Annotated in this window: 24 protein-coding genes and 1 pseudogene; 2 read left to right on the top strand and 23 right to left on the bottom strand. The window is 36.4% G+C overall.

Annotation, left to right across the window (positions count from 1 at the left end):
• Nucleotides 1-41: 41 nt before the first annotated feature.
• Entirely contained in the window at nt 42-1,610 is a 1,569-nt protein-coding gene (locus tag BSHG_RS10670) for a sulfatase family protein (protein ID WP_005795196.1), read from the bottom strand.
• Between the two features lie 45 nt (nt 1,611-1,655).
• A complete protein-coding gene (mutY, locus tag BSHG_RS10675) occupies nt 1,656-2,702 on the bottom strand; it encodes an A/G-specific adenine glycosylase (RefSeq protein WP_008659285.1) in 1,047 nt (348 codons plus the stop codon).
• A gap of 205 nt (nt 2,703-2,907) precedes the next feature.
• On the opposite strand from mutY, the gene BSHG_RS10680 reads away from it, so the two are divergent.
• Together BSHG_RS10680 and BSHG_RS10685 are read left to right on the top strand one after the other, a co-directional pair.
• A complete protein-coding gene (locus tag BSHG_RS10680; RefSeq protein ID WP_005776335.1) occupies nt 2,908-3,183 on the top strand; it encodes an HU family DNA-binding protein in 276 nt (91 codons plus the stop codon).
• 278 nt (nt 3,184-3,461) lie between these two features.
• Complete coding sequence (locus BSHG_RS10685) at nt 3,462-5,036, top strand: ribonuclease E/G (RefSeq protein ID WP_005786352.1); 1,575 nt, start codon at nt 3,462-3,464, stop codon at nt 5,034-5,036.
• A 58-nt stretch (nt 5,037-5,094) separates the two neighbouring features.
• Here BSHG_RS10685 and BSHG_RS10690 read toward each other — a convergent pair whose 3' ends face one another.
• From BSHG_RS10690 to upfY, 21 genes and pseudogenes are all read right to left on the bottom strand, one after another.
• A complete protein-coding gene (locus tag BSHG_RS10690; RefSeq protein WP_008659284.1) occupies nt 5,095-6,042 on the bottom strand; it encodes an MraY family glycosyltransferase in 948 nt (315 codons plus the stop codon).
• Between the two features lie 118 nt (nt 6,043-6,160).
• Nucleotides 6,161-7,057 carry an NAD-dependent epimerase/dehydratase family protein gene (locus tag BSHG_RS10695; protein WP_008659283.1) on the bottom strand — a complete coding sequence of 299 codons (897 nt, stop codon included), beginning with the start codon at nt 7,055-7,057 and terminating at the stop codon, nt 6,161-6,163.
• An 11-nt stretch (nt 7,058-7,068) separates the two neighbouring features.
• A complete protein-coding gene (locus BSHG_RS10700; protein ID WP_008659280.1) occupies nt 7,069-7,890 on the bottom strand; it encodes a glycosyltransferase family 2 protein in 822 nt (273 codons plus the stop codon).
• Between the two features lie 12 nt (nt 7,891-7,902).
• Nucleotides 7,903-8,958 carry a glycosyltransferase family 4 protein gene (locus tag BSHG_RS10705; RefSeq protein ID WP_225550609.1) on the bottom strand — a complete coding sequence of 352 codons (1,056 nt, stop codon included), beginning with the start codon at nt 8,956-8,958 and terminating at the stop codon, nt 7,903-7,905.
• Nucleotides 8,958-10,013, bottom strand: coding sequence for an EpsG family protein (locus BSHG_RS10710; protein ID WP_008659278.1), 1,056 nt, complete (start codon nt 10,011-10,013; stop codon nt 8,958-8,960). The genes BSHG_RS10705 and BSHG_RS10710 overlap by 1 nt, the downstream gene beginning before the upstream one ends.
• Nucleotides 10,014-10,017: 4 nt before the next feature.
• Nucleotides 10,018-10,737: a glycosyltransferase family 32 protein gene (locus BSHG_RS10715; protein ID WP_008659277.1), complete on the bottom strand. Its 720-nt coding sequence runs from the start codon at nt 10,735-10,737 to the stop codon at nt 10,018-10,020.
• 16 nt (nt 10,738-10,753) lie between these two features.
• Complete coding sequence (locus BSHG_RS10720) at nt 10,754-11,791, bottom strand: glycosyltransferase family 2 protein (RefSeq protein WP_008659276.1); 1,038 nt, start codon at nt 11,789-11,791, stop codon at nt 10,754-10,756.
• 26 nt (nt 11,792-11,817) lie between these two features.
• Nucleotides 11,818-12,834, bottom strand: coding sequence for a glycosyltransferase family 10 domain-containing protein (locus BSHG_RS10725; protein WP_008659275.1), 1,017 nt, complete (start codon nt 12,832-12,834; stop codon nt 11,818-11,820).
• Nucleotides 12,831-13,340 carry a hypothetical protein gene (locus BSHG_RS10730; protein ID WP_008659274.1) on the bottom strand — a complete coding sequence of 170 codons (510 nt, stop codon included), beginning with the start codon at nt 13,338-13,340 and terminating at the stop codon, nt 12,831-12,833. Before BSHG_RS10730 ends, BSHG_RS10725 begins: the two co-directional genes overlap by 4 nt.
• On the bottom strand, nt 13,337-13,765 hold the full coding sequence (locus tag BSHG_RS10735) for a hypothetical protein (protein ID WP_008659273.1): 429 nt from the start codon (nt 13,763-13,765) through the stop codon (nt 13,337-13,339). Before BSHG_RS10735 ends, BSHG_RS10730 begins: the two co-directional genes overlap by 4 nt.
• 13 nt (nt 13,766-13,778) lie before the next feature.
• A complete protein-coding gene (locus BSHG_RS10740; RefSeq protein ID WP_008659272.1) occupies nt 13,779-14,639 on the bottom strand; it encodes an alpha-1,2-fucosyltransferase in 861 nt (286 codons plus the stop codon).
• Nucleotides 14,627-15,559 (bottom strand): glycosyltransferase family 8 protein, encoded by a 933-nt coding sequence (locus tag BSHG_RS10745; RefSeq protein ID WP_008659269.1) that lies wholly within the window; start codon nt 15,557-15,559, stop codon nt 14,627-14,629. Before BSHG_RS10745 ends, BSHG_RS10740 begins: the two co-directional genes overlap by 13 nt.
• A gap of 4 nt (nt 15,560-15,563) precedes the next feature.
• The gene (locus BSHG_RS23475) at nt 15,564-15,980 is read right to left on the bottom strand and encodes a polysaccharide biosynthesis C-terminal domain-containing protein (RefSeq protein WP_229065562.1); all 417 of its coding nucleotides are present in this window, start codon (nt 15,978-15,980) and stop codon (nt 15,564-15,566) included.
• A gap of 105 nt (nt 15,981-16,085) precedes the next feature.
• Nucleotides 16,086-16,932: pseudogene (locus BSHG_RS23470) on the bottom strand (oligosaccharide flippase family protein); the annotation flags it as partial.
• Between the two features lie 1,081 nt (nt 16,933-18,013).
• On the bottom strand, nt 18,014-18,949 hold the full coding sequence (locus tag BSHG_RS10750) for a UDP-glucuronic acid decarboxylase family protein (RefSeq protein WP_008659264.1): 936 nt from the start codon (nt 18,947-18,949) through the stop codon (nt 18,014-18,016).
• A 7-nt stretch (nt 18,950-18,956) separates the two neighbouring features.
• Entirely contained in the window at nt 18,957-20,273 is a 1,317-nt protein-coding gene (locus BSHG_RS10755; protein WP_008659262.1) for a UDP-glucose dehydrogenase family protein, read from the bottom strand.
• 19 nt (nt 20,274-20,292) lie between these two features.
• The gene (locus BSHG_RS10760) at nt 20,293-20,682 is read right to left on the bottom strand and encodes a hypothetical protein (protein WP_008659260.1); all 390 of its coding nucleotides are present in this window, start codon (nt 20,680-20,682) and stop codon (nt 20,293-20,295) included.
• 20 nt (nt 20,683-20,702) lie between these two features.
• Nucleotides 20,703-21,278: a dTDP-4-dehydrorhamnose 3,5-epimerase gene (gene rfbC / locus BSHG_RS10765; protein WP_005809399.1), complete on the bottom strand. Its 576-nt coding sequence runs from the start codon at nt 21,276-21,278 to the stop codon at nt 20,703-20,705.
• Nucleotides 21,278-22,168, bottom strand: a complete 891-nt coding sequence (gene rfbA / locus BSHG_RS10770) for a glucose-1-phosphate thymidylyltransferase RfbA (RefSeq protein ID WP_008659257.1) — start codon at nt 22,166-22,168, stop codon at nt 21,278-21,280. Before rfbA ends, rfbC begins: the two co-directional genes overlap by 1 nt.
• 36 nt (nt 22,169-22,204) lie before the next feature.
• Nucleotides 22,205-22,687, bottom strand: coding sequence for a UpxZ family transcription anti-terminator antagonist (locus tag BSHG_RS10775; RefSeq protein WP_008659255.1), 483 nt, complete (start codon nt 22,685-22,687; stop codon nt 22,205-22,207).
• Between the two features lie 11 nt (nt 22,688-22,698).
• A complete protein-coding gene (gene upfY, locus BSHG_RS10780) occupies nt 22,699-23,259 on the bottom strand; it encodes a capsular polysaccharide transcription antiterminator UpfY (protein WP_080690151.1) in 561 nt (186 codons plus the stop codon).
• Nucleotides 23,260-23,272 lie beyond the last annotated feature (13 nt).

Raw genomic sequence — 23,272 nt, 5'->3', positions numbered from 1 at the left:
TTAAATAGAATAACAATAGAATGCAAGAATTGTTACAACTTTTATAAAGCTCTATAAGTTTTATTGCGCACTTTTCTCAAAATGGTTTGCAATTCAAAAAGCTTGGCTGGATTCTTCTCTGCAAGATTCTCCTGTTCATAATCTTTAGTCATGTCATACAATTGCGGAATGCTCAGATTACCCGTTTCTATTTTAGGTCCCCAGGTTATCATGTGAGGACCGTCGTTAGGTTCAATGTATTTCCAGTCCTTGGTACGTACTGACAGTGTGTGGTTAGAGGCTTGCTCAATCACCCAAGGACGGTCGGTAGAATCCGTTCCCAGCCAGTTGCCCAGACGGTCAAAACTATCGGGAGCCGCTCCTTTGGGAACCCTTGCATCAACCAAGGAAGCTAAAGAGGCCAGCCAATCGATTTGTGAAACCAATACATCCGACACCTGCGGCTGAGTAATTTTCTTAGGCCAGCGCACAATGGCGGGAATACGGGTTCCACCTTCGAAAGCACTATATTTGTTGCCACGCAGCGGACCTGCCGGACTGTGCCCGTTGAGCAGCTCCTCTGCACGATCCTGATAACCATCATCCACAACAGGACCGTTATCACTGGAAAGAATAATCAATGTGTTTTCAGAAAGCCCCAGCTTGTCAAGTGTTTCCAGGATTTGCCCTACACTCCAGTCGAACTGTACAATGGCATCTCCGCGCAACCCCATCGGATTCTTACCACGGAAACGCTCGTGTGGAAAGCGTGGAACGTGCACATCGTTCGTTGCAAAATACATAAAAAACGGTTCATCCTTATGTTCGCGAATAAAGTTGATGGCATGTGTAGTGATCGAGTCGGCAATATTTTCATCTTTCCATAAAGCCTTGCCTCCCCCTTTCATATAACCGATGCGGCCGATTCCGTTTACGATAGCCATATCATGTCCATGACTGTGTTTCTGGTTATACAACAGCTCCGGATGATCTTTCCCTAAAGGTTCTCCTTCAAAAGGTTTGCGGTAGCTGACTTCGATAGGGGCACTCGGGTCATAGTTTGCCACTTTTCCGTTTTCAATAAATACACAGGGCACACGGTCGGCAGTAGCAGCCATAATGTATGAATAGTCAAATCCCAAATCCCCCAATGCAGCGGGAAGTGGAGCATTCCAGTCTTGCTCTCCGCTTTTATCTCCCAGTCCCAAATGCCATTTACCGAGAGCAGCAGTCACATAACCGGAATTTTTAAACATATCGGCCATCGTGTAATCTTCCGGACGGATAATCATTCCGGCATTTCCGGCTGCTACATCCGTTCCCGGACGACGCCAGGCATATTCTCCCGTAAGCATGGAGTAACGTGAAGGAGTACTGGTAGCCGCAGTAGCATGCGCATTAGTAAAGCGAATACCTTCGGATGCCAAACGGTTAACATTAGGAGTTTGTACATTTTTAGCTCCATAACATTCCAGATCGCCATATCCCAAATCATCTGCATAGATAAACACCACATTCGGCAGTTGTCGGTCATTCACCTTCTGTTTGTTTTTTCCTCCTTTTTGTCCACTTGCGGCCATCAGGCAAGCTACGGGAGAAAGACAGGCTAATAGTAAGTAAGGTCGTTTCATAATTTTAGATATTTATAATTCAACAAAATATATTCAGTTTCTATTTCAATCGATGTATTTCTCTATAAAGGCATGCACCAATTTTGAGACGGCATATTGTTCCAGCTCTTCAGCCTTTATTTTTTGATAAGCAGCAAACGAATGACTATCTTCCGGAAGATCTACTATATAAAAATTGGCATAAATCACCCGGTGGGAAAGCACGTGTTTCACGTCCCGGCAAACCGAACGGACTACCGGAAGTTCCTTGGAGGCAAACAATGCCTTTAACTCGGGCAGTGCCAAAAATTCCTCCTCCGAAACAGCAACCGGAGTTTCAATCAACGGAAGCTCGAACAGATTTCTCCATATATCATTTCCCGTCCTTTTATTTATGAAAGTATGCACGCCCATGCGTACATATATATAATTGAAATAACGATTGGTCGTTTTTATTTTGTGCTGCTTGACCGGAAGCTCCGCCACTGTCCCCTTTGCCAGCGCCGCACAACTGTCAGCCAATGGACAAAACATGCAGTTGGGAGTTTGAGGAGAACATTGGATCGCTCCGAAGTCCATAATAGCCTGATTGTATAATGCGGGGTTCTTTCTATCCAGCAATTCATCCGCCACAGCCGCAAACAATTTTTTCCCTTCTGTAGAATCAATCGGAGTATCGATGCCCAAATAACGCGACAGCACTCGATATACATTTCCATCGACCACCGCATAAGGCATGTTATACGCAAAAGAACAAATGGCAGCGGCTGTATACTCCCCTACCCCTTTGAGGGCACGCACCTCAGGATAAGTTTTCGGAAATACCCCATTCATGCTCTTGGCGGCGGCATGCAAATTACGGGCACGCGAATAATAGCCCAGTCCCTGCCAATACTTCATCACTTCGTCTTCATCCGCCTCGGCCAAAGTGGCGACATCGGGAAAACGTTTCATAAAGCGGACGAAATAATCGTACCCCTGCACCACACGCGTTTGCTGAAGAATGATTTCCGATATCCATATTACATACGGATCTGCCGAATCCCTCCAGGGAAGTTCACGTTTATATTCCTTGTACCAATTCTCTATTGCATTGCTGAAATTCCGGTTCATGCTTTTTGGACGGATTCTACTTTTTGTTAACTTTATCCTTGCACAAAAGTAGTCATTTTCGTTTAATTACGAACTAAGAAAGCTTAATGAAGCGACTTTTTTAGAAAATTGTTCGGGATATATTTTTTTGGGAGACTAAAAAGCTATATATTTGCAGTCCAAAAAATTAGAAAGAACATAGTAATAATATTTTTTTTAAGGAAAAATGACTAAAGCAGATATTGTAAACGAAATTGCAAAGAACACCGGTGTTGACAAAGTAACAGTACTTACAACAGTTGAGGCATTTATGGATGCAGTGAAAGATTCTTTGTCTAAGGACGAGAATGTTTACCTCCGTGGATTTGGTAGCTTCGTCGTAAAGAAAAGAGCTCAAAAAACCGCTCGTAATATTTCTAAGAATACGACTATCATCATTCCGGAACACAACATTCCGGCGTTCAAACCAGCTAAGACATTCACCCTTTCGGTAAAGAAATAATAAACAAGAGTATTAACCCATAAAATTTTGAAGCTATGCCAAGCGGAAAGAAGAAAAAAAGACATAAAATGTCTACGCACAAGCGTAAAAAAAGACTAAGAAAGAACAGACATAAAAGCAAAAAGTAATTTTTAGTCTGAATCTGGACAGAAATAAAGAACAAACTTGTGAAGCTATGTCTTTCGAGTTTGTTCTTTGTTTAAATGCCCGATTGAATGAACAAACCCATTGAGTTATTCGTTCATTTTTTACAAAATTAAATAATATAGGAAATAGAGGTGACAAGCGAACTAGTAGTAGACGTACAGCCCAAAGAAGTATCCATCGCCCTACTTGAGGACAAGAGTCTGGTGGAACTTCAAAGCGAAGGAAGAAATATTTCTTTTTCGGTGGGCAATATGTATTTAGGCCGTGTCAAGAAATTGATGCCCGGACTGAATGCTTGCTTCGTGGATGTCGGTTATGAGAAAGATGCTTTCCTTCATTATTTAGACCTGGGTCCTCAATTTAACTCACTCGAAAAGTACGTAAAGCAGACTTTAAGCGACAAAAAAAAGCTTAATCCCATTTCGAAAGCAACCCTGCTTCCCGACCTTGACAAGGATGGCACTGTAGCCAATACATTAAAGGTAGGACAAGAAGTAGTGGTGCAAATCGTAAAGGAACCTATCTCTACCAAGGGACCACGCCTGACTTCCGAAATCTCGTTTGCAGGAAGATATCTGGTACTGATTCCTTTTAATGATAAGGTTTCCGTTTCTCAAAAAATTAAATCGAGCGAAGAACGTGCGCGCCTGAAACAGTTACTGATGAGCATCAAACCGAAAAACTTCGGAGTGATCGTACGCACAGTGGCAGAAGGCAAACGTGTTGCCGAACTCGACGGAGAGCTTAAAGTATTGCTGAAGCACTGGGAAGAAAGTATCACCAAGGTACAAAAGGCTACAAAGTTTCCTACACTGATTTATGAGGAAACCAGCCGTGCCGTAGCCTTGTTACGCGACCTTTTCAATCCCTCGTTCGAAAATATCTACGTCAACAACGAAGCGGTATTCAACGAAATCAGGGATTATGTGACACTGATTGCCCCCGAACGGGCAGGCATTGTCAAATTATACAAAGGTCAGCTTCCCATTTATGACAATTTTGGTATCACCAAACAGATTAAATCGTCTTTTGGTAAAACAGTATCCTACAAGAGTGGTGCCTACCTGATTATTGAGCACACTGAGGCGCTTCACGTAGTAGACGTGAACAGCGGTAACCGCACCAAGAATGCCAACGGACAGGAAGGTAATGCACTCGAAGTTAACCTGGGAGCTGCCGATGAGTTGGCACGCCAGTTAAGACTAAGGGATATGGGTGGTATCATTGTGGTGGATTTCATCGACATGAATGAAGCCGAAAATCGTCAGAAGCTTTACGAACGTATGTGTGCCAATATGCAAAAAGACAGGGCGCGTCACAACATTCTGCCCTTAAGCAAATTCGGACTGATGCAAATTACACGCCAACGGGTTCGCCCGGCCATGGACGTGAACACTACAGAAACCTGTCCGACTTGCTTTGGTAAAGGCACCATCAAATCGTCCATCCTCTTTACGGACACACTGGAGAGTAAAATTGATTATCTGGTCAATAAACTGAAGATAAAGAAATTCTCACTGCACATCCACCCGTATGTGGCTGCTTATTTGAATCAGGGACTTATGTCGCTGAAACGCAAATGGCAGATGAAATACGGATTTGGTATTAAAATTATTCCGAGTCAGAAACTCGCTTTTCTTGAATACGTATTCTACGATTCACATGGAGAAGAGATTGATATGAAGGAAGAATTTGAGATTAAATAAAAAGAAAGGCGGCTTGCAATCAAGTCGCCTTTCTTTTTATTTCCCACCACCGACTAACTCAAAACTGGTGCAGATGAAAGAATCTCTTCATGAACAACAGATATAATATACTCAACAGCAATATGCTTCCTGCCAAATATACATATCCGTACTCCCGTAATACCAGGTATCCCGCCACAACTACGCCCTGCACCACCATATAGGTCAATGACACCGCGACATGAGGTATCTTCAGTTCGTTAGCCATTATCTGATACAAATGTTTCCGGTGGGGCAGAGCAATATTTTCATGCAACATCAATCGATGGACAATAGTCAGCACACTGTCTGCTCCATATACTGCCAGAAGCACAATCCAACTAAAATCTTCCGTATCGATTATCAGCTTACCGATTAAAAACAGAATAATAAAAGCAATACTGACCGACCCCACATCACCGGCAAAGCATTTTGCCCTCTTACGGAAATTAAAGAAATTAAAGACCAGCACCGCACACAGCATGGTATAAATCAAACCCGGTTCAACGAACGAAACAACCCAATGATTGATAAACGCCAAAGATCCAAGTACAACCAGCGAATATCCCCCCGTGATTCCATTAATTCCATCCATAAAATTATAGGCATTGATAATCCCTGTACATGTGATCAAAGCCACAACTACAGTCCACCAGGGAAGAGTAAACAACTCCCACTGATAGAACATCAAGCCCATCGCCGTAAAATGAAAAACAAGACGAAGTCCTTGTGATATGGAGCGGATATCATCTACAAAGCTGATCACCGTCACCAGAGTGAGAGCCAACATAAACCAAGGGTACTCAAACTGATTTGTCAGAAAATAAGCCAATGCACCCAAGTAGAAGATAATTCCTCCACCCCGCAGTGTAATCCGGGTATGCGAACTCCGTTTATTCGGTTTGTCGATAATATTATATTTATCGGCAATATGAAAATAAAAAAGTTCTGCCAGAAATAGCAGAACTAAGATTATCAGATAGTACATAAACTATTCGTTCTTTTTAATGAAATAAAACCAAAGTTGAAGTCCTAAAAAGACAAAAAAAAGAATTCCTATTAAGATTCCTATAATCCAAAGAAAAATTTCCATTTAGAGCACCTCCTTATTCTATCCGAAAATTTTTCAGAACATTCATAGGCTTCCACCCAAGTTCACGCACTGCTTTTTCATTACTAAAAGTCAAAGAGTTTGTGATCTTGCGAAGTTTTAAACTGTTTATTGGTGTATTTTCCCCAAAACAATCACCAAGAACGGCCATACTTTTAGCAAACCAATAAGGAATAGACAAAGGTAACTTCTTATTCAATTGTTTGCATATCACCATCTCCAACTCACGAAAACTCGGCTGGTAACTGTCACAAACATTATATATCCCACCCTTTTCTATTAACATAGGAAGAAGATTTGCAATATCCTGAACCATCAGAACACTTTTCCGGGCTTTTCCCCCGGCAATACTTAAGTACTTACCATTTTCAATACCATGGATCATTGCTCCCAGATTTCCCGGAGGATTAGGACCGGCAATTAAAGAAGGACGAAGTATACTTAATTTCACATTATGCATGGCACACCATTCTTCCAGATATTTCTCCGCCTTGATCTTACTCAGAGCATAAGGAGTTGTTCCATTCAAAGGATATTCTTCCGTGATATTCTCACCCGAATCACAACCATAAACAGCAACAGTACTAATAAAAATAAATGACTTCGGAATGCCACTTTGTTCCAAAGCAGTACACAAATTCTTAGTCCCTTGAAGGTTCACATCAAAAAAAAGTCGTTTCTCTGCCTCCGTCTTAGGCAAAGAGTGTGCTTTTCCTGCAACATGCAATATAACATCATATTTTCCGGCCAACTTAGGAATCTCTGCTGCTAAATTCACTATATAATCATCCTGAGAAGTTAGTCCTATAGTTTCTACTGAGTACTTTTTCTTCAATAATGGAAGTACATTATACCCCAAGAAGCCAGAAGCACCTGTAAAAAGAAGATTCATTCTATCTATCATTACTTTCTAATATATTGTTGCTTCACTGTTATATTTATTATACTTCTTTCTTTATCAAAGAACCAACCCCATTTATTTAAATAATAAATAGCAGCCTTTACATGTATCCACAATAAACGTAAACTTTTATGAGATCCTTTCTCAAAATGGTGAGTTATAGTTACTTGAGGATAATACATCGTTTTGTATTTCCGATAAATACGCCTATTTAGATCTGTATCTTCTCCATACATAAAAATACCTTCATCAAACACTCCAATTCCTTCTATCACAGATTTCCGAAGAAACATAAAACAACCTGATAAATAAGGAATATTCATTTCTCTATCATAATCTGCAAACTTCATTTCAAAATTATAGTCAATTCTGTTTTTGATGCTTTTAATAGGAAGAAACATACGAACTATCCAATCTTTTGGCGTAGGAAGAAGCTTACATAAATATTGCAATTCCCCATTAGGATAAATAACCTTAGGCATTACATTTCCCACATCCGGCTTACCCTCCATGTAATCATATAACTTCTCCAAAGTCCCTTCCTCAAATGATATATCCGGGTTTAGTATTAAATGATATTTTCCCATCTTTTCAGGATCTCTCAATATAACATTATGTCCGGCTCCAAAGCCATTATTCGAATTCATAAAAATATACTCTACCCGAGGATCATGAGAAATATCTTTTAAATAATTTGTGGGAGAATTATCAATAATATATAACCGTACTTCTATCTTTGTATTCAAAAAGCTATTGATAGCTTTCAATAAAACAGAATCAGGATTCTTATATGTAACAATAGTAGCTGTAATCTTATCTAGCATATCAATAAAACACTAAGAATTGAGTGAGTGAATATAAAGTTCCAAATATTTATCAGTCATTGAATTAACTGTCAGATTTTTTATATAATAATCATAAATACGATTTGCAAATTTTTCTCTATTTCGGGTAGCAACATGAATGGCAGACACTAATGAATCGATGTTATCTAATTTATAAAAAAGAACTTCCCGCTCAGTCATAATCGATTTAAAAATTGAAATATCAGATAAAATAGATGGAACTCCATATCCAGCAGCTTCAATTAGGGCCAACGGAAAACCCTCAGAGCGAGAACACATCACAAACAAATCAAACAAAGATTGATAAGATGTTGCATCTTCACGATACCCTACCCAATAGCAGCGTTCTGAAACAGATAGTTCTTTCGCCAATATTTTAATGTTTTCAAGTTCACTGCCATCTCCAACCACAACAAATGCATAATTCGGTAACAAAACTAACGCACGTATCATCTGCTCGATCCCTTTCCGTTTTATTATTCGAGATACAGTTCCCACAATAATATACTTTTGCTTCAGTTTTCTTATTTCTTCCAAATCCTTTTCATTAGAGACAGCACTAGGAATTATATCTCTTCCATTATGAATTATATGTAAATGTTCTTTAGAAACTTTAGATAACTGTTGATATGTATCTTCATTCAAAACTACCAATTCATTAAAAGCCCTCAGTGCAAACTTCCATAAAAAAGAACCAATTAGAGAATGGACAAGAGGATAGTCTATTTTTAATGCTCGATATGAAATCGGATTATGCAAAGTCGATATGAAACGAGTTCGATGTTTTTTCCTGGAAAATAACGTATGAAGCCTAATATATAAATCTGGACGAAACATGTGACTATGTATAATATCCCAATTAGAAAAATCAAATCTTTTCATATTTGTAATTCTCTCTATAGAACAAGGCATATCCAACTCAACAATATCATCAAAATAAAAAACTTGGCAAACATGTCCCTTACGAACTAATCCGGTACATAAATCTTTTGCTACAATATTGGGTCCCGTATTCGATAAATTCGGGAGAAACATGGCTATTTTCATTAAAAATAAAATTGATATGGTGATATTTTGTCAGGACTAACATTTAACGACAACATGGTATATGTCACAACTATAAGTATTGAAACAAAAAACCATTTCGTTCTTTTAGAAAGTAGTATGGTCAGATAAGAGACTAAAACCGGTTCAACGCAAAGTAACACTCCAGACATACGCCCGCCTATAATAGCAAAATCATTAAAAAGCATCAACCAGCAGACTCCAAGTATATAAGCATACAATAAAGGGGAAAAATAGGGACTAATATTTTTCATTTTATCATGGAAATATAAAAGTATTATACCAACTATTAAGCTTTTAATAGCATTTATATTAGTGAAAATACCTAAAGCGGCAGCATACTCACTATCTCCATAAGCTATATATGCACCAAGACGCGCATCAACACCTACAGCCAATAATTTTATAAATTGTCCTAATGGACAAATAAGACCCACTGCAAAGCATATAAACAAAGTCCATTTTAATGTTTTCAACGATGGTTGATACTTATACACAAGCCCAACAAGCGCCCAAACAATCACAGAAAAATGTATGGAAAGAGCTAACAACCAAAATAACCAAAAAGACTTATACTTTCGATTAAATAAAAAGCGAATGCTATACAAACAAATTGCACTTGCCAAACCTCCTCTTATCTGTATCATCTCTTTAAGAACATACAGATGAACAAAATAGTAGAGCACACAAATTAAAAAAAATGGCGAATATTTTTTAAAGGAGTTCAGGTTAAGTGCGACAGACGTACCTGCTACTACTACGAACATCAATATGGGGCTATTACTAAAAATGGAAAGAAAAAGGCAAATTAAATTAAAGCCAATATCAGCAGAACCTTCTCCGGAACCATTTGCAATATTTTTATAAAAATCAAAATAGGAATTCCAATCCGCATTATTATATCTCAATCCGGCAAATAATGTCAAAAGCAGCCATACACCTGATAATAACAAGCTCCTCTGTTTACGCTTTACAGATTGTGATTCGGCCAATGACAAAAAAGCCAAAAAAGTAAATATAGCATAATATGGCAGCATCCAGCTAATATTTTCTATAAATCTTATTATACATTTTGTAAACAAAAGGAACTTTTGCTATCAGCAAGTAAACATAGCGTTTCAATCGAGATGTATTACTCATCCAACTTCCTGCATAATGATGTATAGAATATGTGTTGGATGTTATCTTAAGCTTCCCTGTTTCTAACGATTTAGGCGAAAAGAAATCAATTGGATATACTATAAAATCATGGATATTTTGCAATTCACCATTCAGGATTAATCCTTCTGAAACCAATTCTTCTGTCATATAACTGACTACAGTTTTTTCATTTAACAACCCATTTTGATTAATGAAATGACGTTCATGATAACTATTCATCAATTTTTTCATCAAAGAGCATCCCTTTTCCGCTCCCAAAATAAGCCCCGGAGCAACCCTATCCTTTGATTCAAAACCTGAAAAAGAATGATGTTTTAAAAAAGGATTCAATGATTTCAATATTTGTACATCTGTGTCAAGGTAAATTCCTCCATTATGATATAATATATAGAACCGAGCATAATCGCTAACAAATGCCCATTTTCCCTTAGCAGCTGCTTCCTTTGTATATGGAATAGAGTTTACTGGAAAATTAGATTCATTCCATTCTATTATTTCATAATCCGGAAGATATTTATTCCATGATTCTAAACATTTAATAGCAAGTGGTGGCAAAGGTTTACCACCAAACCAACAATAATGAATTGTTTTAGGTATCATAAAGAAATGAAAAAGACTATTTTCTTATAAATCGAACAATAACAATAAATACGTATTGAAAAAAATAAGGAATAAAAGAAATTAACCAATACAAAAAAATTTCTATTCTTTTTCTTGGCATTTTAAATATTTGACCTATGCTTACAGGATATGACATAAACTGGCGAACAGCAATACGCGAAGAGTTATTTTTATATCTCATGTAGAACTTTGAAAACATGTTCATATTTTCTCCAGAAACATTTAAACAACTCACCTCATAAGCATATCTAAAACTTTCACGCATCGTTACGCATAACAATAAAGGATAAGACTTGTCAAAAGTATATTGGTTAAGTAAATTCTTTTTCAACAAATCAATTTCAATATATTGCGAAGTTATTCTTTGTTTTTTCTCTTCTGTATAAGAACGAAAATCGGTAATAGAACTCTCTGTTTTATAATAATAATATGTAATTTCAGGTATTAAAATGCATTTTCGTGTCATTAACATTAGTTGAAAGAAAAACCAAGCATCCTCATTCAAATGATTAGAAACACATTTAATCTTATTTTTTCTCAAAAAATCTAATTCATATAGTTTATTCCATGTAGCTATTGATACAAAATGCCCCTTCAATATATGCTCCACTAAACAATACTTTCCTCGAAGCTGTCTATTTTCACCTATAGAATTGATTATTTTATTTGTAGAAAACGTTATTTCTGAATAAGCACCCATCACCCAGTCTAAATCCGTATTATGTATTTTATCATATAATAGCGCAATACAATTCGGAATAATCTCATCATCACTATCCATAAAATATAGATATTTTCCCTTTGCCTCTTTTATGGCAGTATTTTTAGTGGCTCCAGTACCTCTGTTTTCTCCATGATCTATTATACGCACATATTTTCCACGAGGATGCTTTGTTACAATCCGTCGAACGATATTCATACTTTCATCTTGCCCTTTATCATCTATTACCAGATACTCAATACTCTCAAAAGTCTGATTTAGTGCTGATAACAAAGCCCTCTCAATATACTTTTCAACATTGTAAACAGGCATAGCCAATGTTACTTTACATGGAAGATTCATTCGCCAATCAATCTAATTATTCTATTTTTTATTCTATAGCCTAAATCTGATGTGAAACAAGAAATAGGATTAATCTCTATATCTTCTTTTAATGTATAATTCTGCCTATCACACTGCTTGATATATTGCAATATCACAAAAAAGATATTATATTTATCAAGCACCATTCGTTTTGCTTCTTTTAATATCGGTTTAACTCGATTATACCGATCATTCATTATTGCCTCTTTTATTGCCTTAACAGCATATTCAAGATTATCAAAAGATAGTTCCTCTAAACTACTATCTGGAAAGTATGTTTTTATATTAGGGCATCCAATATAAAAAGGAAAACAGTTACTTAAATAACAGTCCGCAATTTTTTCTGTCCAATAATCTAGATAATTTGAATTTTCTATTATTAAAGCATATTTATATTTTGAATAAATCTCATATTTATCTTTTATTGGGATAAATCCAGTTCCATAAATATCCACTAAATCGGAAAGAAGTTCTTTCAACTTATATATAAAATCAAGTCTTCTTTGATGTCCTTTTGTAGTTACTTTATTCGATGTAACAACAGCTAACTTATTAATACTATTATTTCCCGTTTCCAGACAGAAATAATTATAATCCAAATAGTTATTTTCATCCCAGACCCAAGGGTTACGACTTAGCATTTGAGCTCCTACAAACCACGGAGACGCTGGCATTGATTTTAATGTTTTTTTCTTTTTCAATAATGACTGTTGACAAGTAAGTACACATCCAAACTGTTTTAGATATTTGGAAGGATACCTAAAAACTGACTCTGGTTCACCTGTTACCAGCACTACATTTTCAGAAGGACATTTAGCAAGTTCTGGCCTTTCCACTCCATGGAGCACAAAGAAAAAGTCACAATCCCGTTCGTTTGTATTTATTAAAAACTCACAATTACCCAATATGGTACTTTTATCTGGTAATTGACGAAGTAAAGGAGGCATATCATGTAAACATGATATTTTTACTTTTATCTTTTTATCGTTCATTGTTCTATTTTACTTAGGACATACATAGCTGTTGCCTTTTCACTCATTACATTCTCATACCACCGTAAAGATTCTTCCGACTTTTTCATTAATAGAGATTCATCTTGTAACAAGTCATTAACTATTTTTCTTATTCCATTCCAATTATCTAATTGAATGATAGGTGAATTATTATACAAATAAGAATCTGAAAGTTTTTCTGAAATAACAATGCAACCTTGTTTAAGAGCTTCATAATGTCTGAAACATTCTGTAGAGTGAAATCCTTTGGGACATAAAACTATTTTAGATTGTGATAACATCAAAAGGTATTCTGATATAGGAAATCCTCCCTTAAATCCTTTTGTAAAACGAATCTTGGAGTTTCTAAAGCAATCATCCTTATTCGTAAAATAACTTGTTGGCAGTTTTAGTAATCCTTTTTTATATAGCCAATAAAAAAGATGTTTATTAGTAATCCACCCTCTCGCATTAGTTATATTACGATAAAAATTTACGCGATTCAAATTAAAATTCCTGAAAAGAAGACATTATAGCATCGGTCTTTAATTGGTATATATTCAAGTGAAACATCGTTATTTACATACCCTAAAGGAAATGGGTATATATTATCATAATCTTTTCTGATATATGGTTTAAAAATGCATTTATATCTCTGCTTCAAATGCAAAGGTAACTCTCCCGTTTCATCACTCAAAAAAAGAAGAATATCTTTTCCCGTATTGGGTAAATCAAAACTACTGGGAGGCAAAGTGGGATTTTTGGTTGAATAAATATAAAAGTTGTAACTATTAAAGTTGATACATTTCAAGCGTAATTCTTTAAAAAAGTTAATTAAGAATTGGCATTCATTCAAATCTTCAAAATTCGAGTCTGAATTACGCTCATAATAAATATTATCTACTTCTCTTATATCTAAAAAATACCGCATATCATAGTTTTTTTTAAAATTTGATCCAAGAATCAGGTATGCTCTGAGGATTTAAAAAACAATCAGAAGCTACTACTATTTTATTTTTATTATTAGCTAACCATGCTCCCCACCAATAGAAAGAACTATTTGAAACAATATGATGTTTACACAAACTGATTAAGTACATATCATTTAAAGCTGAATAATTTCCTTCTTTCGGACTAATCATTATAAAATTAGACTTTTGTTCCAAGTTATTTTTCACCCATTCCTGATCTTCAGAAAATATAAAAAAAGTAGGGTTATCCACCTTCGATTCAATATAATTAATCGCCTTCTGATAAAAGTCCAAATCTGTAACTTTTGTGTTTTGATGAGAATTTAGTTCTTGATATCTTCTTACTCCAATTGCCACAGGAGTGATACTTTTTTTTATAATCTCAGCTTCACTCAATGTTCGCAAATCATTAACCTGACAAAATTGAAAATCTTTCTTTATAATAGAAGCATAGTCTTTAAAATAAGCTTCATTTTGCCAATACCCATCCAAGTATACAGATAGAATATGTTTTTTTAGTAATCCATCGACAAAATCACAAGAAGTGTTTTCGGAAATATATTTCATAAAGGGTATTACAGAAAAATGGATTTTTTTACCAAGAGATTTTACTTTCTCTCCTAAATAGTAATCATATTTCTGAAAACAATTTGCTTTCCGATAAGAGATACAAAAAGAATCAAGTAAAAAATTTCGTTTAAAAAGATCATTTTTATATCCACTCTGAGTATCAAGTATTAAATCAGCATCAATTCTTAAAGCTAAAGCTCTTGCTGTGGCATAGATAAACATTTGATTACCTAACCCACCAATAATTCTTGCTACAACTTGCATATACTATTATTTATAGACACATAACTATTTTTTAGAACTCCAGTAGCACACAGTAGCTTTCTTACTATTCTCTTAAAAAAAATAGAGATATTAAAATCATGATTTATCCCCAGCATTCTTGCGTACTGCAAATAATCTTTTTTAAACGGATGATCTACAACTGTATACTTCCACGGTTTATCAGGGCCCGTGTAATGTACAACTGCAGGATCTGAGATGGCAGAATTATATTCTTCAGTATATATTTTAGGAAAATCTTGTCCTTCAACATATTGCTTACATAGAAAAATTGTTGTCAGATTATATTTTAAATCCAAACGCTTCCACAATCCCCCATACAGTATTCCATTCAAAGCGTCTTGATCCCAAGATTTTATTCTCTCAGGAAAACGTTTCATATAATCTATTGCTTTCTCTGCAACACTATTTTCACGCCAAAAAGATAAATTTATCAACATAAAACCAGAGTTAAAATACCCTAATGTAACATCATAATTATGTCGTATACAATTTGCTTTTATTGTCTCATCTACTGCAGCCACTGCGTAATTTTCAATATCCATTTTCCATAATTCTTCTAAGGATTTACGAACAACAATATCTCCATCAATATAAAGAACCTTTGAACAATTAAAAGGTAATACTTGAGTGGAGAAAAGTCTCAAATAAGCAGCTAAAGAGACATAATCAGTCTCCTTTCTCACAAATCCTGACAACATTGCTTCATTCACTTGATACAAATAAAAATTAGAATGATATTTATTTACTACTTCTCTTAAATAAGCCACATTACCATCATTTAATTGCATAGTTATCACATAAATATTATGATGTTCAAAATCGTTATTTATAAAAAACGAAGTTAACATAACACTGGTGTGCTGAACATAATTATCATCTAAACAACAAAGGATATTCATCTTACTATTTTTTACTTATTATATTTGTAATGGAGCGTAATTCTGGAATATTAAATAGAATCGAAATCAATACATAAAAGACAATTCCACTTAAAATCCCAATAACTAATTGTAACAATGAAGAAGAAAACAATGATACCACCAAGTAAACCCCTCCTCCCATTAATAAAGCAGCTACAAATGTTGGCAAAATTGAAGTAGCTTGAGCAGTATAACCTACTGAAATAACACGCCTAACAAAATAAATTACTATTATAATATCTATAATACTATATAAAACCAATCCCCAACACATAATTTCTAATCCCCATGGCATGGTAGAAAACAAAATAATAAAAGCAACTGTTTTTTTTATTATTTCTGATTTCAAAGACAAGTCACTTCTTCCTTTTACATTTAATATTTGCCAATTAATATTCATCACAGGGTACCACATATAAGACAGACACAAAATTGACAGTAAAGGAGCTGCACCTTTCCATGTTTCGGTCAAAATAAGATTAATAAAAGGCGTAGATAATACCGAAAGTCCTATCATCAAAGGAAAAATAATATATGACATCATTCGTAAATACTGGAGAAAAGCTATACGTAATTTGTCACCATCATCCTGGATTTCACACATTAAAGGATAAATGGGGCGACTAGAAATATCTGTAACATTTATAGCTGGAAAAGTGGAAAAGGTTTGCGCGCGATTAAAAAGTCCAACCTCAGCAGATGTGAACTTTCTTCCTATAACCATTGTATACAAATTTGTATATATAACATGTAATAACCCTCCTATAAGCAATTTTGATCCAAACGAAAAAAGAATTTTAAACGAAGAAAAAGAAAAGCTCCAAGAAGGATGCCAACGTAACAAAAAAAAATAAAAATACTGTATTGAAAGTTGCATTCATGAAAGATTGGACTGCTAATGCCCACACACCATAACCTTTTATAGCCATAAATATTCCTATTGCTCCACTTATTACTACAGATGTAAGAGAGACTCGGGCTAAAAGTTTAAAATTAAGAGATATACTAATTTTAGTCCGTTGAATGATAGAAATATTAGAAATAATTAGCCCCAACCCAATGAATCTAAGCAACTTTACTAATAATGGTTCATGATAAAATAAGGCTATAAAAGGAGCTAAAAGATATAATAACCCATATACTATTATTGAAATGACAGAACTAAAATAGAATACTGTATTAAAATCAATATCTGTTCTATCATTCTTCTGAATCAATGCATTTGAAAAACCTGAGTCTATGAATATCTGTGCTATAGCAAGAAAAATTCCAAGCATAGCTATCAATCCATATTCGGAAGGAGCAACTAAGCGAGCAATAATAATACTTAATACAAACTGTATACCTTGCACAGAGAAACGTTCTACAGCACTCCATACAACACCTTTTATAGCTTGATGTTTTAAAGATTCAACCACGAATAATTTTATTGGATATTAGAAACTACTGCAAATATTATTTAATCTCAAACGTCTTTAATGCGAAACAAATTTTCTCATTCAAATTAAGGAACAAGAATAATCTTGCTCGCAAATAATCCCCAAAAGTACATGTTAGATAAATAAGAATAAATTAAATATACTCCAAATATATAAGGAGTTAACCGGACAATAAACCGATACAATATGTTATTTTTAAAGAAATAATGCTTTGCTCATAAAAATAACAAAATGGAAGAGAAAAACGTGTATCCATTATAAGCAGGAGAACTTCGATAAGAGATATTCATACAACAAATAACAGATCAACAAAATGAAGCAGAATACTAAATAATATTTTCCATATTTAATCTTCCATTGTGCAAATGGATTAAACAGTCGTATGTATGCAGCAATATAAAATAGAAATATAAACTATGATATATTGACAGGAGAAGAATAAATATCTCCATAAGAAAATCCAAAATTCAAACTTACATTTATAATAAACAGAACCAATAGTAACAACTGATTTTTTTTAGTTAGAGATAATGCTAATTTTGATAAAAACGGGCTTAAAAATAATAGGGCTGTATACTGTGTGACAAACCAATAAGTATTGTTTCTTATTATTAACCTAGACAGAACAAAGCCTTTTATATCAAAAATTAATAATTCCTACACAAGTGAGAATGACATAAATTCCAATTGAATAAAAAAGCTTTTGAAACCATATTTTCACCACTTTATGCAATTTAAATTCAGACTTTACTAAAAAATAACCGCTTATTAAAACGTAACAATTAACTCCAACAGTAGTAAGATAAATGATATATTCAATAATTATCTAGTTAGTAATAGATTGAAGTAAATTCATTTAATAAATTAAAAAATCTCGGAAGTTAATACATGCATAATACCATGTACTATAAAACGCCAAGATACAATAAAAAACATAGCCGGCACTCTTAGCATCTCAAAATTAGATTCCCTCTTCATATCATTCAAAACTTTTTCAAACAATACTAGCGAAATATTCAATTGTTTTCTTCAGTCCTTCTTCAAGCTTTATTCGCGGTTCCCACCCTGCCAGCTTTTCTTTTGCCAGACTTATATCCGGTCTGCGCTGTTTAGGATCATCACTTGGCAACGGACAAAAAACAATTTTAGATTTTGAATTAGTTAAGTCTATTACTTTTTGAGCTAATTCAAGCATCGTAAATTCACCCGGATTACCTGTATTGACCGGACCGATAAAACTATCATCCGTAGCCATCATCCGGGTCATTGCTTCAATCAAATCATCCACATATTGAAAACTACGGGTCTGGCTACCATTACCGTAAATTGTAATATCCTGATTCCTTAAAGCCTGAGCAATAAAGTTGGACACCACACGCCCATCATTCGGGTTCATTCGAGGACCATAGGTATTAAAAATACGAATAATCTTTATACGTACCCCATTCTGACGATGATAATCCATGAATAAGGTTTCCGAAGCACGTTTACCTTCATCATAGCAAGAGCGGATACCGATAGGATTCACATTTCCCCAATAAGCCTCAACCTGAGGATGAATGGAAGGATCACCATAAACTTCACTTGTAGAAGCTTGAAGAATCTTAGCCCTCGTACGTTTAGCCAATCCTAACATATTCATGGCACCATAAATAGAAGTCTTCATGGTCTTAATCGGGTTATATTGATAGTGGGGAGGAGAAGCCGGACAAGCCAAATTATAGATTTCATCCACTTCCGCATAATAAGGAGTAGTCACGTCATGGCGGACTAACTCAAAATTATGATTATCAAGCAGATGACGAATATTATCTTTACTTCCTGTAAAATAATTATCTAAACAGATAACATCATTACCTTCATTGAGCAAACGCTCACAAAGATGGGAACCTATGAATCCGGCACCCCCTGTTACTAAAATTCGTTTCATCATTTTTTTATTTTTGTCCGATACGAGAATATGTAAAACCTAACTCTTTCAACTCTTCACCATCATAAATGTTACGACCATCCACTACAACAAAATTCTTCATCGCTTTACGGATGATTGCCCAACTCGGCATGCGGAACTGTTTCCACTCCGTCATCAAGGCAATGGCATCAGCATCTATCACAGCCTCATACATATCTTTACAATAAATTACCTTTTTGCCGATACGGCGTTCCGTTTCTTCCATTGCAACCGGATCAAAAACTTTCACGATAGCACCAGCCTGCAACAATTTTTCAATAACAACCAACGCCGGAGCCTCACGCATATCATCAGTTTCAGGCTTAAACGACAATCCCCACATAGCAACAATTTTGTCCTGCAGGTTTCCTCCAAAAGCTTTCAGCAATTTATCGAAGACAATGCTTTTTTGCTTTTCATTCACCGCCTCAACCGCTTCAATCACCTGCATATGATAGCCGTTCTGAATACCGGTATGAACTAATGCCTTTACGTCTTTCGGAAAGCAAGATCCCCCATAACCACATCCGGCATAAAGGAAACGACTTCCAATACGGGAATCTGCCCCCATACCCTTACGAACATTATCCACATTGGCACCAACACGTTCACAAAGGTTAGCTATATCATTCATAAAGCTGATACGTGTCGCAAGCATAGCATTGGCGGCATATTTTGTCATTTCAGCAGAAGCGACATCCATCATCAGGATAGGATAACCGTTCAAGGTAAATGGACGGTAAAGTCTCTCCATTATTTTTTTTGCCTTTTCACTTTCAACACCGACTACCACCCGATCGGGGGCCATAAAATCTTTAATGGCAGCTCCTTCCTTCAAGAATTCAGGATTGGATGCCACGTCAAACTCTAGGTCCGTACCCCGCCTGTCAAGCTCCTCCTGAATAACCGCACGAACTTTTTTGGCTGTACCTACTGGAACAGTACTCTTTGTAACCAAAACAACATGTTTTGTTATATTGCGCCCTACTGTACGGGCCACTTCCAAAACATACTTCAAATCGGCACTGCCATCTTCATCCGGCGGAGTACCTACCGCACTGAAAATAATTTCCACTTCATCCAGGCAAGTAGTTAAATCGGTGGTAAAATGGAGACGTCCGGCTTTGACATTGCGCTCCACCAATTCATCCAACCCCGGTTCATAGATAGGCATAACACCATCCTGAAGTTTCTGGATTTTTTTTTCATCTACATCCACGCAAGTAACATTGATACCCATTTCGGAAAAGCAAGTTCCTGATACAAGCCCAACATAGCCTGTACCTACTATTGCAATATTCATAAGCTATAATAAATAATGATTATTCGGTTATTTTAAAAAGTTTGCGAAGGCTGTATTGTAATGCTTCATTCACCAAATAAACAGCTTCACATTTCATATTGGTTGCACCTTCATCTGAAACAACAGCCGTATACATAGGATAAGAATTACCTTTACTCTGATTGTTCTGCCAATGAAAAGCACGAATATTTAACGGATTATCCCACAGTTCCTCCGGTACATTCTGCAACTTTAGACGCGAAACAGGATAAATATGATCCAATTCCCATCCAAAGAGGCTGTTGCGATTATTAAAATCAGCATAGGCAATCCAAGCTCCACAGGCATCTTTACGAATGCGAGCAGGATTATACTCTTCCACAATCTGAGCAGACTGCCAAGCTATGTCTTTTAACTCATTTAAAAACATATTAATTGTCAATGTCCTCCTTAGAGCATATCTTGTTTATCATAATAATCAAATAACCAGGCGGCATCTTTTAAGGCTGAATGACAAGAATCCTTCTCTGACAAAATGACTTCCTCCATTGGTATTTTCCAATCAATACCTAAATCTGGATCATCCCAAGCAATAGCTCCTTCACACTGAGGAGCATAAAAATTATCGCATTTATATTGAAAAACCACTTCTTCACTTAAAACAGAAAAGCCATGAGCAAAGCCACGGGGAATAAAAAACTGGCGATGATTATCCTCTGTCAATTCAACCGAAATATGTTTTCCAAATGTGGGAGAGCCTTTGCGGATATCGACAGCTACATCAAGAACAGCGCCTTTCACAACCCGGACCAACTTACTTTGTGCAAAAGGTGGTTTCTGAAAATGCAGACCACGAATCACTCCATAACTCGACTTAGATTCATTATCCTGGACAAACATCGTTTTACAAACTTTCTCTATAAACACATTTTGATTAAAAGATTCAAAGAAATAACCGCGTTCATCACGAAACAAACGAGGTTCAATAATCACAACACTCTTTATATCAGTTTCTATTATATTCATTATTGGTCTGCCGCTAATTCATCAATTACTTTCAAAAGGTACTGCCCATATTGGTTTTTCAACATAGGCTGAGCCAATTTCTTCATTTTATCAGAATTAATCCACCCTTGACGAAGTGCAATGCCTTCCAGACATGCTATTTTCAACCCTTGACGTTTCTCAATCACTTCGATAAAGGTACTTGCTTCACTCAAAGAGTCGTGCGTACCTGTGTCCAACCAAGCAAAGCCACGCCCCAAAGTCTGTACTTTCAATTGTTCTTTTTTCAGAAAATACTGATTCACAGTTGTAATTTCCAACTCACCACGGGCAGAAGGTTTTATGTTCTTAGCAACTTCCACAACCTTATTAGGATAAAAATAAAGTCCAACAACGGCATAATTGCTTTTAGGTACTTTCGGCTTTTCTTCAATGGAAAGACACTTACCTCCCTTATCAAACTCCGCAACACCATAACGTTCCGGATCATTCACCCAATAACCAAACACCGTTGCCTCTTGCTTTTCATCAGCAATCCGGACCGCTTCTTTTAACATAGCCGAAAAGCCATTGCCATGAAAAATATTATCACCCAAAATCAGGCATACAGAATCACCGCCTATAAACTTCTCACCAATAATAAAAGCTTGTGCTAAACCATCAGGAGAAGGTTGTTCCGCATATTCAAATTGTACTCCAAAGTCAGAACCGTCACCCAGCAAACGTTGAAAGCCGGGTAAATCGTATGGAGTGGAAATAATCAATATTTCACGAATCCCCGCCAACATGAGTACAGAGATAGGATAATAGATCATCGGCTTATCAAATATCGGAAGCAACTGCTTACTGACTCCTTTGGTGATCGGATATAAGCGAGTGCCCGAACCACCGGCCAAGACAATACCTTTCATCAATATACTTATTAAAATTAAATTACTAGATCGAAATCATTCCACCTCACTCCAAGGATACGGATTCTCTTGCACATCCTTCAGGCGTTCCATCACCTCATGCTCCTCTTCCGACAACTCCCTGTCCTGCCACGTATCGATGATAGCCTGAGCTTCCCGGGCCAATTCCTCGTCGAAAACCTCTCCGTAACAATAAACCAGCAGTTGGACTTTCAACAGAGAGGCGGGCAGATGTTCCAGTACATCCCAGCAACGATCCAGAATATGTTGGATACGCTCCTCCTTGTCACCGTTATTATAGAGAGTCGCATTATATCCCATCAAGAGCGACAGACACAACCGGGCCTCTTCTTCATCACTATCACCATGCTTGTCGTACAAAGCATTAGCCTGAGAAAAAACATCACGATTCAGACGGGTGAATTGATCACTGTAGATCGGCCGACCGTCCATGCCCAGATAGCAAAGTTCATGAGCAGAAGCATAAAGAGCGGAGATTTCTGATTCTAAATAATTCATATCTTGTTATGTTATTTTTCGGTGACAGGTTCGACCAATGAAGGATGGACAAAGGTAGTAGCAACAGCCATAACTCCTTCGATGGTGACTACAACACGACGGTCATTGCGGACACGGACAAACTCGCCCTCCACCCCCTCGAAAAGCCCCCCGGTGATACGCACACGGGTACCCTTGCGGATGTTCAACTCAGAAGGTTCGAAATAAAGCAGGGATTCATCATAATTCGCAGAGACAGCCATGAAATTACGCATTTGGGAATCAGGAACGATGATGGGACGATGATATTCACGATCCATAATGTAACGGATAGGAAGCGTGGCGCTCCTGCTCTCTTTGATGGCATCGATACAACTACGCGAGGAACGGACAAAAACCAGATTATGAACTGCGGGAACAAGCTTACGAACCCGACGCTCGTTTTTAATGGTATATTCGTAGTGCATGGGGATGAAATTCTCGATCCCCTCCGAATTGAGGTACCCCTGCAAAGCCAGTTCACGCCCGTAAGTGATACGCAAGGCATACCAGTTCAAAGCGGAAGAAGATAAGATAGATTGAGAGCGCTCCATCGAAGCTTCGATA

It is taken from the genome of Bacteroides sp. 3_2_5 (assembly GCF_000159855.2).
Taxonomy (GTDB): Bacteria; Bacteroidota; Bacteroidia; order Bacteroidales; family Bacteroidaceae; genus Bacteroides; species Bacteroides fragilis.
Note: the sequence above shows the minus strand (reverse complement) of the source record. Positions and strands in the feature narration are given on the sequence as shown.